A 14,533-nucleotide genomic window follows, 5' to 3' on the forward strand; every position below is an offset into this window, starting at 1 on the left:
GACTATTCCTTGGGTATGGAAGATCTCCCGCCGGCCGCCGGTGCGGCCCCCCAGGTTCCCGGTTACGACGTCGGACGGCTGCTGGGGCGCGGCGGCAGCGCCACGGTCTGGCTGGTGACCGAACAGTCAACGGGCCGCGAGTTCGCCCTGAAATGCTTCGATGCCGACCGCGCCGCACCGGAAGAATCCGAGGGCGGGGACGTCATGCGGCGCGAAGTCCGGATCCTCTCCGCCCTGGCACACAGCCACCTGCTTCGCGTCCATGCCGTGGTGCGCCTGCCGGTTCACGACTCTGGCGGCAGCGGCCTCGGGCTTGCGCTGGACTACGCACCCGGCGGCTCGCTGGCGACGCTCGTGGGAAGCCGGGGACGTCTGGGTCCCGGCGAAACGGTGACGGTCCTGACTCCCATCGCGCAGGCCCTGGCATACCTTCACGGCCAAGGCTTCACCCACGGTGATGTGGCACCCGGCAACGTGCTCTTCACGGCCGACGGCAAACCGCTGCTGGCCGATCTCGGCGTCGCGCGAATGGTGGCCGATGCCGCTCCGGTCGCGGAAGAGGGCACGGCAGGATTCCAGGATCCCGCCCCCTCGGACGCTGTGCGGGCCGGGCTGCAGCCCGAACGCGACATTTACTCCCTGGCCGCCCTGGGCTGGTATTGCCTCACCGGACGGGCCCCCGAGCCCGGCGCGCATCGTCCACCGCTGAGCCTGCTGGTCCCGGAGGTGCCGGCAGCGTTGGTTGCCGCCCTCGAAGCGGGGCTGAGCGGTGAGCGCCGGGAGCGTCCCCCGGCGGCGGAGTTTGCCGCTATGGTCTACCGCAGCGCCCGGGCGGAGCCCGTCGATCTGTCGGTCTCCGTGCACCCCACCGTCATCCCCCAACTGCTCACACGCAAGGCTGTGCAGTCCGGCCCGGGCCGGCGCCCAGGCGCTATCCGGAAAGCCGGACTCCACCGCGGATTCCGGCGGACTCCCGCGCAGCGGGCGCTGCTGCCCGCTCTCGCCGCTGCAGTCCTGCTGGCCGGCACCTGGCTGCTGGCCGGTGGCGGGCCGGCCTCCGACGCCGTCGCCGGGCTGTTTCCAGGGTTTGTGTGCGGCCACGATGCGCCGGTGCAGACAGGAAGTCCCGTGGGCCGCGAGGGACCGGCGGCGCCGTCGGAGGGGCCGGTTGGCGGGCCGCCGCCCCCCACCGCCGACGGCGGGGCCACCGCCATCCTTCCCGATCTTGAGGCACTCCTGGCCTCCGCCGACCCGGTGGAGGCGGTCCGCGGCCTGGCCCGGCTCCGTTCACTGGCACTGAGCTCCGGCGACTTCAGACTGCTCGATGCCGTCAACGCCCCGGACTCGGCGGCCGCCGCCTCGGACGGCCGCATCAAAGCGCAGCTCACCGCCTCCGGCCACGTCCTGGCCGGATTCTCGACCTCCCTGACCCGGATCGAGACCACCGCGGAGAGCAGCCCCGCCCGGGCAGTGGTGACCATCACCACTGCACCTTCCGCTTACCGGGAAATCGATGGGAACGGCGCCACGGTGGCCGAAGTACCCGCTGCCTCCGCACAGCAGCTTCACCTGGTCCTGGTGCCCGTCGACGGGCGCTGGCGGATCCAGGACGTGCTACCTCCGGGGCCCGGAGCCGGCTAGGGTTCCACGCTTCAGGGCGCGGTGGTAACCTCCCACCGAGACGGCTGCTAGCGAGAGCCTGACGCCGGAGAGGGACGCCATGTCGACCACGGTTCCGAAGAAGCAGATGACCGTCATTCAAGCAGCGTTCATCGGGGTGGGCTCCATGGTGGGCGCGGGAATCTTCGCGCTGCTGGGCGCAGCCGGCGCTGTCGCCGGCTCGGCTGTGTGGGTGTCCTTTCTGGTGGCGGGCGCCATCGCCGGCCTACAGGGGTACTCGTTCGCGAAGCTCGGCGCGACTTACCCATCGGGCGGGGGCATGCTGGCCTACCTGGCCCGGGGGTTCGGGGAGGGGCACGCTACAGGCATCGTTTCGTGGCTGTTCTACGTGACCGGCGCGATCGTGGGGGCAATGGTGGCGTCGTCCTTCGGTGGATATGCCAGTGCAGTCCTGACCGGTCGCGACCCAGGCTGGGCCAAAGTGTTCGCGGTCGCGCTCATCCTGGTCATGACCGTCCTGAACGCGGTCGGTTCCACGGCGGTCGCAAGAGTCCAGTCGGTGATCGTGAAGATGGTGCTGGCCATCCTGTCCGTGTTCGCGATTGTCACGATCGCGAACTGGAACCCAGCGCTCCTGGATCCGGCCGGCTACCCGGGCGTCCGCGAGATCATCGCGAGCGTGGCGTTGACGTTCTTCGCCTTCCTCGGGTTCGGCGTCATCACCTTTACCGCGAAGGATCTGCCTGACCCGTCCCGTCAACTGCCCCGCGCCATGTATCTGGCGCTGGCGATCGCCACGACGGTGTACGTCGCCGTCTCGCTGGGAGTTTTCGGGACCCTGACCGCCGACGAGGTCGTCGCCTACGGCGCCACTGCGCTGGCCGAGGCCGCCAAGCCGACGCTGGGCCAGTTCGGCTATGTGCTGATGGTGATCACCGCCCTGCTCTCCACTTCCGGGGCGGTGAACGCCAGCCTCTATCCTTCCGTGGGGATGACCCGGCATCTCGCCTCGGTGGGACAGTTTCCACCGGTCTTCGGCCGCTCCGTGGGCCGCAGGCAGGTGCCGGTTGGGCTGCTGGTCATGGCCGGCCTCGCGGCGGTGATGGTGGTGGCGTTCAACCTCAACAGCATCGCGTCGCTTGGAAGTGCGGTAGCCTTGCTCATTTTCTCCGCGGTCACGATGGCCCACTTCAAGGTGTACCGGGAGACCGGGGCCAAGCTTTTGGTGCTTATCATCGCCCTGATTGCGACCTTGGGAACGTTCGTCGTGTTCTGCACAACCACGCTCGTCAATGAACCCGCCACCGCCGCCGCGCTGGTGGTCATCCTTGCACTGGCGCTGATCACCGATTTGCTGTGGAAGCGCGCCCGAAACCGCGCAAATTAGCACCCCGGCGATCTGACGTATAGGGGAGTTGGGGACTATTCCCTGCTAATTCCTAGGTCCATGCTGTAGGCACCGAGCACTTTCTGTGATAAGGGGGGCAGTGGGCATGTTCAAGCCGACGAGTACTCGCCCCAGGCGGTTTAGCTCCGCCTGGCCCGTGGCGCAGACCACGGGGCACTGGAGGGTGTGGCTCACGTGAGCGAACAGGCAGTGACCCGGCCGAAGGCACCACCGGCCGTGTGGATCTCCTGGGTGGCCCTGGCATTGATGACCACGAGTTCGGTGGCCAGTCTCCGTGCGGCCCCGACCATGGCCGTCTACGGCCTCGCCTCAGTCTTCCTCTACGTGGTTCCCGCGATCGTCTTCCTCCTCCCGACCTCCCTCGTGTCGGCCGAGCTGGCCTCCGGATGGAAGGGCGGCATCTACAACTGGGTATCGTCCGGAATCTCCAAACCGATGGGCTTCCTGGCGGTCTGGTGCCAGTTCGCGATGACGATTTTCTACTATCCAACCCTGCTGGGATTCGTCGCGAGCACGCTCGCCTACGTCTTCAACCCGGCGCTGGCCAGCAGCGGCGTGTGGACGGCCTTGGTGATCGTGGTGTTCTACTGGGCCGGCGTGTACGTCTCATCCCGCGGCACGAAGGGTGTGGCGGGCCTGGCCAGCGGTGGCCTGATCATCGGCACCCTGATCCCGGGCGCCCTGCTAGTCATCCTGGGTGTGGTCTTCCTCGGCCAGGGCAATCCGTCCGCCGCTCCGATGACCGCGGCAAACTTCTTGCCCGAATGGGCCGGGCTGGCCAGTCTGGTGCTGATCGTGAACAACTTCCTGTCCTACAGCGGCATGGAGATGAATGCGGTGCACGTGTCCTCGCTGAAGAACCCGGGTAAGGAGTATCCGAAGTCGATGTTCCTGGCCATGGGGCTGGTACTGCTGATCTTCATCCTGCCGGCGCTGGCGATCAGCTGGATCGTCCCGGCCGATGAACTCTCCCTCACAGCCGGTGTCATGCAGGCCTTCGACGCGGTGCTGGCCTCCTTCAACCTCCAGGCGCTGACACCGATCCTCGGGATCATGCTGGTAGCCGCCTCCCTCGGCGGCATGCTGACCTGGCTGGCCGGTCCGTCCAAGGGCCTGCTGCTGATCTCGCGTGAGGAAGGATACCTCCCGCCGTTCCTGCAGAAACTGAACAAGAACGGCATCCAGCAGAACCTCCTGGTGGTCCAGGGGCTCGTCACCACCGTGATCGCGCTTGGCTACGCGCTGATCCCGGATGTTTCCAGCGCGTACTGGATCTTCTCGGTGATCACCACGCAGGTCTACCTGATCATGTACCTGCTGATGTTCGTGGCCGCCGTCCGGCTGCGCCGCAACGAACCGGACCACGCGCGTGGCTTCCGGGCGCCAATGCTGGTTGGGCTCTGCGGCGTCGGTTTTACCGCCTCCCTGGCCGCCCTGCTCGTCGGGTTCGTCCCGCCGTCGCAGTTTGGCAACGGCGATCCGGCCGTCTATTTCCTGATCGTCGCCGGCGGCGCGCTGGGACTTGGCCTGCTCGTGCCGTTCCTCTTTTACAGGTTCCGCAAACCCTCGTGTAAGCTGCCGGAGCAAGACGCTCAGACGGAGGCACCTAGGTCATGAGCACGCATCAGGAGTCCTCGACCAGGCGCAGCCGCTCGGTCGTTTACATAGTTGCCATGATCCTGCTGGTGGTGTTCGCCGTCGTCGCATTGCTGAATTTCCGGTCGGCGAGGGAGACGCAACAGTCCCTGGCGAAGGCCGACCAGCTGATCGCGGCGATCGAATCAGCCGGCGGGACGGCACCCTCGCGCGAGCAGATAGCTCGGGTGCTCGGTGACGACGGCGGTGCCGTTTGCGCGAACCCGAACAGTGCGTTGAGCCGGGCCACCTTCTTGAGCCAGCTGGCGAACGGGGCAACCGGGCCGGGATACAGGCCGGTGATCGGGAACGCCCGGATCGCCGTCGGCGAGCTCGCGATTATCAAGGTCTATTGCCCGGACCAGCTCGCTGAGTTCCAGGAGTTCATCGACGACCTCAAGACGTACCACACGGGTGGTGCGTGAGCCGTGGACCTGCGCGCCCGCATCACCGATCTGATGGGTCCGGCACGGGAGGAGCTCGCCGAGTTTGTGGCCATCCGGTCGGTGGCGGATGCGCGGCAGTTTCCCGTCGAGGAGTGTGCCAAGGCTGCCCAGTGGGTGCTGGACAAGTTCGCCGGACTCGGATTTTCGGATGTGCACCTCGAACGGACCCCGGACGGCTCCGACGCGGTGGTGGGCTCCAGGCCCGGACCCGATCCGGACGCGCCCACCGTGCTCCTCTACGCGCACTACGACGTCCAGCCACCCCTCGATGACTCGGCATGGCGGACCCCGCCCTTCGAGCTCACTGAAGTGGACGGCCGCTGGTACGGCCGGGGCGCCGCCGATTGCAAGGGCAACATCCTCGCCCACCTGCTCGCACTGAGGGCGCTCGGCAGCGACGTACCGGTGAACTTGAAGCTGGTGGTCGAGGGGTCGGAGGAACAGGGCACCGGCGGGCTCGAGGCGTTCGTCGCCGGCCACCCGGACCTGCTCCGTGCCGACACCATCCTGGTCTGCGACACCGGCAACGCCGCCGTGGGCCACCCCGCCGCGACCGTAACTCTGCGCGGGATGGTCAATGTCGTGGTGACGGTGGAGGCGATGGCGTCAGAGCTCCACTCCGGCATGTTTGGCGGTGCTGCCCCCGACGCGCTCGCCGCACTGATCGCCATGCTGGCATCACTGCGGGACCGGCAAGGCAACACGACGGTCATGGGATTGGACAACGCCCAGACGTGGACCGGTGCGCCCTATCCGCCAGAGCAGTTCCGCACCGACGCCGGCGTCCTGGAGGGAGTGTCCCTGCTGGGGGACGGCACCGTGTCCGACATGCTCTGGGCGCGGCCCGCGGTCACCGTGCTCGGCATCGACTGCCCGGCTGTGACCGGCTCGACGGCGGCGATTGTGCCGCGGGCCTCGGCGCGCCTGAACCTGCGCGTCCCGCCGGGCATGGCGGCCGCCGACGCGCACACGGCGTTGGTCAGCCACCTCAAGGCGGCCGCGCCCTGGGATGTCCACGTCACGGTGGACCTCGAGGCCATCGGGTCGCCATTCCAGGCGGCAGTCGGCGGCCCGGCCTTTGAAGCCATGAGCGTCGCGATGTCCCAGGCCTACGGCACGCCCATGACAACCCTGGGGCAAGGGGGATCGATCCCGCTCTGCAACGTCTTCGCCGACACCTACCCGGACGCGGAGATCATCCTGCTCGGCGTCGAGGAGCCGCTCGCCCTGATCCATGCACCGAATGAGAGCGTCGATCCGGGCGAGATCAGGGCCCTGGCAGAGTCCCTGGCCCTCTTCCTCCGGAGGTACGCGACGCTGCACGGCTAATAGCGGCAGCTAGCCGCGCCCTGCCACCCAGGCGGCGGCCCCGGCGAGGGACGGGTGCTTCCAGGCGAAGCTGTTCTCCGCCAGGACGGCCGGCTCCAGCCGCTGGCTCGCGAGCAGCAGTTCTTCGGCGAGATCGCCCATCACCAGCCGCAGCACCGGGGCCGGTACCCGCAGCGCCGCCGGCCGGTGCAGCGCCCTGGCCAGTTGCGTGATCAGGGAATTCACATCTGCGGCTTCGGGGGCGCAGACGTTGACCGGCCCGGACACGGGCGCCGAGAGAAGGAAGGAAAAGGCGGCAGCCACATCCGGCAGAGTGATCCACGGCCAGAACTGCCGGCCATCGCCGAGCGGGCCGCCGACACCCAGGCGCAGCAGCGGCAACAGCCGGCCCAGTGCGCCGCCGGAACGGCTCAGGACGACGCCGGTGCGGGGCGTGACCACCCGGACTCCGGCAGGCGCCTCATGCGCCGCGGCCTCCCAGTCGACGCAGATCCGGGACAGGGTGCCGGTGCCGGCCGGCGCGTTCTCGCGCAGCACCGCCGTACCGGCGTTGCCGTAGTAACCGGAGGCCGACTGGCTCAGGAACACGGCGGGCGGCGCGTCGGTGCGCGCCATGGCGGCCGCGAGGGTCCGGGTAGCCCCCAGCCGGGAGGCGCGGAGCTCGTTGACCCGCGCCTTGGTCCAGGGTCGGTCGCCGATTCCGGCGCCGGAGAGGTTGACCACCGCGTCCGCGCCCTTCAGTGCGGTGTCGTCGATCCGGCCGGCAGCCGGGTCCCACTGGAACTCGGCTGGGGACGCAGGGGCACGCCTGACCAGGGCGACGACGTCGTGCCCCTCGCTGCGCAGTGCACCCGAAAGGGCAGTTCCGATCAGCCCGGAGGCCCCGGCAATAAGGATTCGCATGATCCATCTCACCATGCCCGGCACGGCCGCGAAACCTCCCGGGCCGTAAGGACCGTTGTGGCTATGATCGAACGATGACCCCCTCGAGTTACTTCCGTTTCCCGCATCTGCACGGCGATCTGGTCACCTTTGTGGCCGAGGACGACGTCTGGATTGCACCCGTGGGCGGGGGCCGCGCCTGGCGCGTATCCTCCCTGCAATTGCCGGCCCGCAACCCGCGCTTCACCCCCGACGGCAAGCGTCTGGTCTGGACCGTCGTCCAAGGGACTGCCCCGGAAGTCGTCACGGCCAACGTCGACGGCGGCGGCTACAGCCAGTTGAGCTACTTCGGCCACCCTTCCACCCGGGTCAAGGGTTTCACCCCCGACGGCGACGTCCTGGTGACCAGCGCGTTCCGCCAGTCCGACAGCCGTCACACCCACGCCTACAGCCTCCCCGTGACCGGCGGCTGGGCGCAGGAACTCCCGTTCGGCCCGGTCGAGTCCGTGGCCTATGGCCCCGTCGTCGGCGACGAACGCCCTGTGGTGCTCGCCAGTGTCCTGTCACGTGAGCCGGCCTGGTGGAAGCGCTACCGCGGCGGCGCCGCCGGCAAGCTGTGGATCGACGCCGACGGAAACGGTGAATTCGTCCGGCTCGCTGCCGCGCTGGACGGAAACCTCACGGACCCCCTGTGGGTCAAGGGACGGATCGCGTTCCTGTCCGACCACGAGGGTTACGGAAACCTCTATTCCGTCCTGCCCAACGGCAGCGACCTGCGGCGCCACACGGACCACGAGGACTTCTATGTCCGCCACGCCGCGACCGACGGCGAACGCGTGATCTTCGAATCGGCCGGTGAGCTCTGGCTGCTGCCCAGGCTCGACGCCGAGGCCGTCAAGCTCGACATTGTGCTCGGTTCCGCCTCGCAGGCGCGCAGGCCCGCCCCGCTGAAGCCCTCGAAGCACCTTGGCGACGTCGTACCGGACCGCACGGGCGCGTCCAGTGCCGTCGAATCCCACGGAACCGTCCACTGGCTGCGGCACAAGGACGGCCCTTCCCGCGTCCTCGAGGCCACCCCGGGCGTCCGGGCACGGCTGCCGCGGCCCTTCGGCGAGGGCCGGATCGCCTATGTCGCCGACCACGACGGCGTCGAGGCCCTGTACCTGAAAGCCATTGCGGCGCCCCTGGCCGGAGCGGCTGCGGCAGCATCGAAGGCCCCGCAGCCGGCCGTGCAGTCCGCTGCCGAGTCAACTGCCCAGCCCGCTGCTTCCGCCGAGGACGCCGGCATGCAGTTGCCGAAGCCGGTGTCCGCCGCCGCCCTGACCGGAGCAGGATCAATCCCCGCCGCTGCAAACGGTTCCGTGTCCGGCCCGGTCGCAGCGGTCCCGGCCCCGGCTGCAGCAGACGCAGCCGGCTCCATCTCCGGCTCCGAGCCCGACCGGGCCAGTGCGGGCGCCGCCGTGGAGGCCGCGCCTGCCTCCGATGAGCTGACGCGGATCGACTTCCCCAAGCCCAGCCGGACCAGCGCCATCGAAGCCAGCCCGGACGGGCGCTGGCTCGCCGTCGGCACGGCCTTCGGTGATATCTACCTTGCCGACACCCGCACGGGCACGATATCCCAGCTGAGCAGCATCGGCGAGGGCAGCATTGAGGGATTCACATGGTCCCCGGACTCCGCGTGGCTCGGCTGGTCCGAGCCGGTCACGTCCTTCGGGTCCCGCAGCCGGCTCCGGATCACCCGGATCGACGGCGGCACTGGAGCTGCGATCATTGACGTCACCGACGGCCGGTTCCGCGACGAGTCGCCGTCGTTCACCCCGGATGGCAAATACCTCGCCTTCCTCTCCAACCGCAGTTTCGACCCGGTCTACGACGGGCACTCCTTCGATCTGTCCTTCCCGAGCCCGATCAAGCCGTACCTCGTCGCCCTCGCCGCCGACACACCTTCGCCCTTCGGCCCGAGCGTCGACCTCCACGCCGACGCCGACGCCGAGGCAGGTGCCGCCGGAACAGCGGGTGCTGCGTCCGGGCCCCAGCCGGCGGCAAAACCCGTGCCGTCCGTGCGGGTCGACGCCGAGGGCCTGGCCCACCGCGTCATCGGGGTCCCGGTGCCGCAAGGCAACTATGCCGGACTCACCGCCGTCGCCGGCGCCCTGCTCTGGCTGGACAGCGAGCTCGCCGGCACCACCGGTGAGGGCCGGGCCAGCCTCGAGGACAAGGGCGCGGCGCCGAGCCTGGTCCGCTACGACCTGGCCAAGCGCCGCACCGCCACGATCGTTGAGGCCCTGGACAGCTACCGGCTCTCCGGCGACGGCGAAAAGATCGTGTTCATCCAGGACAAGCAGATCCGCGTGGCGCCGGCCGCCGCCAAGGCCGATGAGGACTCCGGCCAGCTGGTCAAGGTGGACCTTGGCCGGATCCGGGTGCAGCTGGACCCACTCAGTGTGTGGGGCCAGGCCTTTGACGAGGCATGGCGGCTCCAGCGCGACTTCTTCTGGACCGAGGACATGGCCGGCCAGGACTGGGAGTCCGTCCACGCCCGCTACCGCCCGGTGGTGGAACGCCTCGGCTCCCATGACGACCTGGTGGACCTGCTGTGGGAGCTGCACGGCGAGCTCGGCACCTCCCACGCCTACGTCCGGCCCGTGGCCGCTGTCGAGAACGGCAGCAGCCCGCAGGGCCGCCTCGGCGCGGACCTGGGGTTCACCGGCGAGGGGTGGGAAATCACCCGCATCCTCGCGGGGGAGTCCTCTGACCCGCTGGCCACTTCGCCGCTGACCCGTCCCGGCGCCGACGCCAAGCCGGGCGACGTCCTGCTGGCGATCGACGGCGTCGAACTGACCCAAACGCGGACCCCGGCAATGCAGCTGGTCGGCGCGGCCGGCCGCGCCGTGGAACTTACCCTGCGCAATGGCGCCGGCCATGGTGCGGCCGCGGGCGCCCAGCGCCGCGTGGCCGTGGTCCCGGTCAAGGACGAGGAGCGCCTGCGCTACCAGGAATGGGTCTCCGGCAACCGGCGAACTGTCCGGGAAGCCTCGAACGGGACGTTCGGCTACCTGCACATCCCGGACATGATGGCCAACGGCTGGGCACAACTCCACCGCGACCTCGACACCGAAACGGCCCTGGACGGACTGATCGTCGATGTCCGGCGCAACCGCGGCGGCCACACCTCCCAGCTCGTGGCCGAACTCATCGGGCGCAAGGTCACCGGCTGGAGCATGCCGCGCGGGGAAAAGCCGCGGACGTACCCGCACCACGCTCCCCGCGGACCGGTCATCATTCTCACCGATGAGTTCGCGGGCTCCGATGGCGACATCATCACGCAGGTCTCCAAGCTGCGGGGGATCGGGCCCGTCATTGGCACCCGCACCTGGGGCGGAGTCGTCGGGATCGACAACCGCTTCGCGCTGGCCGACGGCACCGGCGTCACCCAGCCGCGCTACGCCACCTGGTTCGCCGGTGGCGTTGGCTGGGGCGTGGAAAACTTCGGCGTCACCCCGGATATCGAGGTGACCTTCCCGCCGCACGCCTACGCCGCCGGAACCGACCCGCAGCTGGAGTACGGCATCGGGGCGCTGAAGGAAATGATCCAGGAACTGCCCACGGACCGTCCGCCGCTGCGCGAGGGTTACCGCCGGGTCCGGCCCGCACCGCTGCCTGCGCGCCGGCAGGCCGGCCAGGCCTAGGCGCTCCCGGGCGCGGCCCGCACAGACGGTCCGCGCAGGACAGATGGCAAGGCCCCCGCCACCCTGGACATCCAGGGCGGCGGGGGCCTTCGTCTTACTGCGGCCGGCCTAGGAGGCCAGGGTGGCGTCCAGGGTGATCTCGATGCCGGTCAGGGCAGCGGAGACGGGGCAGCCGGTCTTGGCTTCCTCGGCCAGCCGCTGGAAATCGTCGGCGGAAATGCCGGGGACACGCGCGGCCAGGGTGAGGTGGCTGCCGGTGATCCCGGTACCGGGCTGGAAGGTCACGTCGGCCTTGGTGTTGATCTCCTCGGCCGTGTGGCCGGCCTGGGCCAGGGCGTTGCTGAAGGCCATCGAGAAGCACGCGGAGTGCGCTGCCGCAATGAGCTCCTCGGGGCTGGTCTTGCCCTCGGCGGCCTCGGCGCGCGCCTTCCAGGTGACGTCGAAGTTGCCCAGCCCGGAGCTGTCCAGGGTGGTGTTGCCGGCGCCTGTCATCAGGTCGCCATTCCATACAGTGTGTGCGGTGCGTGTTGTAGCCATGTCCACTCCTCGACGTCGTTGTGAATCAGGGGTCCGGCTGGTGCCGGAGCCTGCCGTGATCAATCCTAGGGATTCTGTGCGGCCGCCGCACGGGGGTTCCGCTGTCAGAGGATTGTGACCCGTACAGTGTCGTCATGGAACTTACCGAAGATGCGCAGGTGCCAGGGGCGCCCGTGGCGCGTATCGCCACGATTATGGTCAACGCCGTCGACGCCGGGCGCCTGGCGCAGTTCTGGGCCGACTTGTTGGGCACGGCGGTCTCCTCGCGCTTCGAGCAGTTCGTCTGGCTGGAACCCGCCGGCACCGGAGCCCCGCAGCTGGCCTTCCAGCAGGTCCAGGACCCCACGGAGGGCAGGCGGCGCCTGCACCTGGACATCCATGGGCCCGACCCTGCGGCGTTGCGCGCCCGCGCCGAGTCCCTCGGTGCCGGGTTCGTGGAGGGCAATGACATCGGCGACTTCCACTGGGATGTCATGCAGGATCCCGAGGGCAACGAATTCTGCATCGCCGGCGACTGACAAGCCGGTTTAACGGCGGCAGTTAAACGACGGCGGCGCCGCACCCCGGCGGGGGGAGCGGCGCCGTCATGGCCTGTGCAGTCAGCCGGTTACTGCCACAGGGTCGCGATCGCGACGTTGAGCAGTGCCAGGCCGCCAACGCTGTTCGCGAGGCCCTTGCTGATCGGCTCGCCCTTCTTGTATTTGCGGCGGCCAATGAAGGCCAGGACGCCGACGATCAGGGCGATGACAAGCTTGACCCCGAGCTTGGCGTAGTTGGCGTTCATGTCCAGGGCCGGGATCAGCCCCATCATGATGATGCCCGTGATCAGCTGCAGCATCGCGCCGTCGAACTGGCGCGGGTGGACGGTGGGCTTCTTCATCTGGCCGATCCAGATGCCGACAATCATGGCGGCGCCGATGATGTGCAGGAAGACCATGACGTTATAGACGATGTTCATGGCATCAGTGTAGCCAGAGTCTTCTACGCACCGTAGTAGGACCCGCCGCGGCCCCGGGGCGGAACAGCAAAAACGGCGACGGCGGCACGGGCGCCCGGTGGTTCCCACCGGAGCCCGCACCGCCGTCGCCGTCGGTGTGCGCTTTTAGACCTAGAGTCCGAGGTCGGCCTCGAAGGCGCCTTCCTCAAGGCGTGCCTTCAGCGTCTGCAGGAAGCGTCCTGCGTCGGCGCCGTCGACCAGGCGGTGATCGTACGTCAGGGAGAGGTACATCATCGAACGGATGGCCAGCGAGTCATCGCCGTTCTCGTCGGCGACCACTACGGCCCGCTTGACGATCGCGCCGGTGCCGAGGATGGCAACCTGCGGCTGGTTGATGATCGGGGTGTCGAACAGGGCACCCACCGAACCGATGTTGGTGATGCTGAAGGTGCCGCCGGAAAGCTCGTCCGGGCCGATCTTGCCGTTGCGGGTGCGGTCGGCGACGTCGGCGATCTTGCCGGCCAGGCCGGCCAGGTTCAGGTTGCCGGCGTCCGAGATGACCGGAACCAGCAGGCCCTTGTCGGTGTCCACCGCAATCGCCAGGTGCTCGGCGTTGTGGTAGGTGATCTCCTGCTTGTCCTCGTCGTAGGAGGCGTTTACCTTCGGGTGCTGCTTCAGGGCCTCGGCAACAGCCTTGGCGATGAAGGGCAGGAAGGTCAGCTTGGAGCCGTTCTGGGCCTGGAAGGAGTTCTTGGCCTTGGCGCGCAGCTTGGCAACCTTGGTCATGTCGACCTCGTGGACCTGGGTCAGCTGGGTGGAGATGTCCAGCGACTCGCGCATGCGGCGGGCAATGACCTGGCGGATGCGCGGGGCCTTCTGCACGGTGCCGCGCAGCGAGGACGCTGCGCCTGCGGATGCCGCGGCTGCCGGCGCAGATGCGGCGGGGGCTGCCGCGGGTGCGGAGGCGGCCGGTGCTGCCTTTGCCTCGGCAGCTGCCAGCACGTCCTGCTTGCGGATGCGGCCGCCGACGCCGGTGCCGGTGAGGGCCGCGATGTCGACGCCCTGCTGGTTGGCCAGCTTGCGGACCAGGGGAGTGACGTAGCCGGACTCTGCCGGTGCGGCAGCTGCTGCCGCGGGCGCGGGAGCTGCCTGAGCGGCGGGAGCGGCGGGAGCTGACGGAGCAGCGGCTGCGGGAGCTTCCTGCTTGGGAGCCTCCGGTGCTGCTGCCGGTGCGGGGGCGGCCGGCGCTTCCTGCTTGGGAGCTTCCGGTGCTGCTTCCTGCTTGGGGGCCGCGGCGGGCGCCGGTGCGGCCGGTGCCGCTGCGCCGGAACCGATGACGGCCAGGACGGAGCCGACCTCGGCCGTCTCGTCCTCGTTGACGCGGATTTCCAGAAGGGTTCCGGCAACCGGGGACGGGATTTCGGTGTCGACCTTGTCGGTGGAAACCTCGAGCAGCGGCTCGTCGACCTCTACGGTGTCGCCGATGCTCTTCAGCCAGCGGGTCACAGTGCCTTCGGTGACGCTTTCACCCAGGGCAGGCAGCGTGACGTCGTGTCCTTCCCCCGCTGGAGCAGAATCCGGAGCAGAATCCGGAGCGGCGGCAGGGGCCTCGGCGGCCGGAGCCTCCGCGGGAGCCTCTTCTGCGGCCGGCGCAGCTGCGGCGGGAGCCGGTGCCTCTTCGGCGGCTGCGGCCGGAGCCTCTGCGGGGGCGGCGTCGCCGGAGCCGATACGGACCAGCGGGGCGCCAACTTCAGCGGTCTCGTCCTCGGCGACGAGGATTTCCTCGATCACGCCGGCGATCGGAGAGGGGATCTCGGTGTCTACTTTGTCGGTGGAGACTTCGAGCAGCGGCTCGTCCACCTCTACCCGGTCACCGACCTGCTTGAGCCAGCGGGTGACGGTTCCTTCGGTGACGCTCTCACCGAGGGCGGGCAAGTTAACGGATTCAGACATGTCGTCCCCGTTCTCCTTATTGATCTTTAGTGCGGATGATTGCTGCCTTGGTCGAGCTTAGTGCACCCGGCTTTTCGGGCCGGGTGCACCAAGCTCT

Annotated in this window: 11 protein-coding genes; 7 read left to right on the plus strand and 4 right to left on the minus strand. The window is 68.9% G+C overall.

What is annotated here, in order from left to right; genetic code table 11:
- Positions 1-15 precede the first annotated feature (15 nt).
- From AC1DFR_RS07475 to AC1DFR_RS07495, 5 genes are all read left to right on the plus strand, one after another.
- Complete coding sequence (locus tag AC1DFR_RS07475; RefSeq protein ID WP_476873079.1) at positions 16-1,641, plus strand: serine/threonine-protein kinase; 1,626 nt, start codon at positions 16-18, stop codon at positions 1,639-1,641.
- 79 nt (positions 1,642-1,720) lie between these two features.
- Entirely contained in the window at positions 1,721-3,007 is a 1,287-nt protein-coding gene (locus AC1DFR_RS07480) for an APC family permease (protein ID WP_476859831.1), read from the plus strand.
- 195 nt (positions 3,008-3,202) lie between these two features.
- Entirely contained in the window at positions 3,203-4,645 is a 1,443-nt protein-coding gene (gadC, locus tag AC1DFR_RS07485; protein WP_476873080.1) for a glutamate/gamma-aminobutyrate antiporter GadC, read from the plus strand.
- A complete protein-coding gene (locus tag AC1DFR_RS07490; RefSeq protein WP_476870594.1) occupies positions 4,642-5,088 on the plus strand; it encodes a hypothetical protein in 447 nt (148 codons plus the stop codon). Before gadC ends, AC1DFR_RS07490 begins: the two co-directional genes overlap by 4 nt.
- A gap of 3 nt (positions 5,089-5,091) precedes the next feature.
- Positions 5,092-6,438 carry a M20/M25/M40 family metallo-hydrolase gene (locus AC1DFR_RS07495; protein ID WP_476873081.1) on the plus strand — a complete coding sequence of 449 codons (1,347 nt, stop codon included), beginning with the start codon at positions 5,092-5,094 and terminating at the stop codon, positions 6,436-6,438.
- Between the two features lie 9 nt (positions 6,439-6,447).
- On the opposite strand, the gene AC1DFR_RS07500 is transcribed toward AC1DFR_RS07495, so the two are convergent.
- Positions 6,448-7,341, minus strand: a complete 894-nt coding sequence (locus AC1DFR_RS07500; protein ID WP_476850445.1) for a TIGR01777 family oxidoreductase — start codon at positions 7,339-7,341, stop codon at positions 6,448-6,450.
- Between the two features lie 74 nt (positions 7,342-7,415).
- Between AC1DFR_RS07500 and AC1DFR_RS07505 the strand changes: the two genes are divergently transcribed.
- On the plus strand, positions 7,416-11,009 hold the full coding sequence (locus AC1DFR_RS07505; protein ID WP_476873082.1) for a S41 family peptidase: 3,594 nt from the start codon (positions 7,416-7,418) through the stop codon (positions 11,007-11,009).
- Between the two features lie 108 nt (positions 11,010-11,117).
- Here the strand turns inward: AC1DFR_RS07505 and AC1DFR_RS07510 are convergent, their stop codons facing one another.
- Entirely contained in the window at positions 11,118-11,546 is a 429-nt protein-coding gene (locus AC1DFR_RS07510; RefSeq protein ID WP_026266249.1) for an OsmC family protein, read from the minus strand.
- A 134-nt stretch (positions 11,547-11,680) separates the two neighbouring features.
- Between AC1DFR_RS07510 and AC1DFR_RS07515 the strand changes: the two genes are divergently transcribed.
- The gene (locus AC1DFR_RS07515; protein ID WP_230011753.1) at positions 11,681-12,064 is read left to right on the plus strand and encodes a VOC family protein; all 384 of its coding nucleotides are present in this window, start codon (positions 11,681-11,683) and stop codon (positions 12,062-12,064) included.
- Between the two features lie 89 nt (positions 12,065-12,153).
- Here the strand turns inward: AC1DFR_RS07515 and AC1DFR_RS07520 are convergent, their stop codons facing one another.
- Both AC1DFR_RS07520 and sucB read right to left on the minus strand, forming a co-directional pair.
- Positions 12,154-12,504 carry a hypothetical protein gene (locus AC1DFR_RS07520; protein WP_018772389.1) on the minus strand — a complete coding sequence of 117 codons (351 nt, stop codon included), beginning with the start codon at positions 12,502-12,504 and terminating at the stop codon, positions 12,154-12,156.
- A 150-nt stretch (positions 12,505-12,654) separates the two neighbouring features.
- Complete coding sequence (gene sucB / locus AC1DFR_RS07525; RefSeq protein WP_476873083.1) at positions 12,655-14,436, minus strand: 2-oxoglutarate dehydrogenase, E2 component, dihydrolipoamide succinyltransferase; 1,782 nt, start codon at positions 14,434-14,436, stop codon at positions 12,655-12,657.
- Positions 14,437-14,533 lie beyond the last annotated feature (97 nt).

It is taken from the genome of Arthrobacter sp. 05T410, from assembly GCF_056396505.1.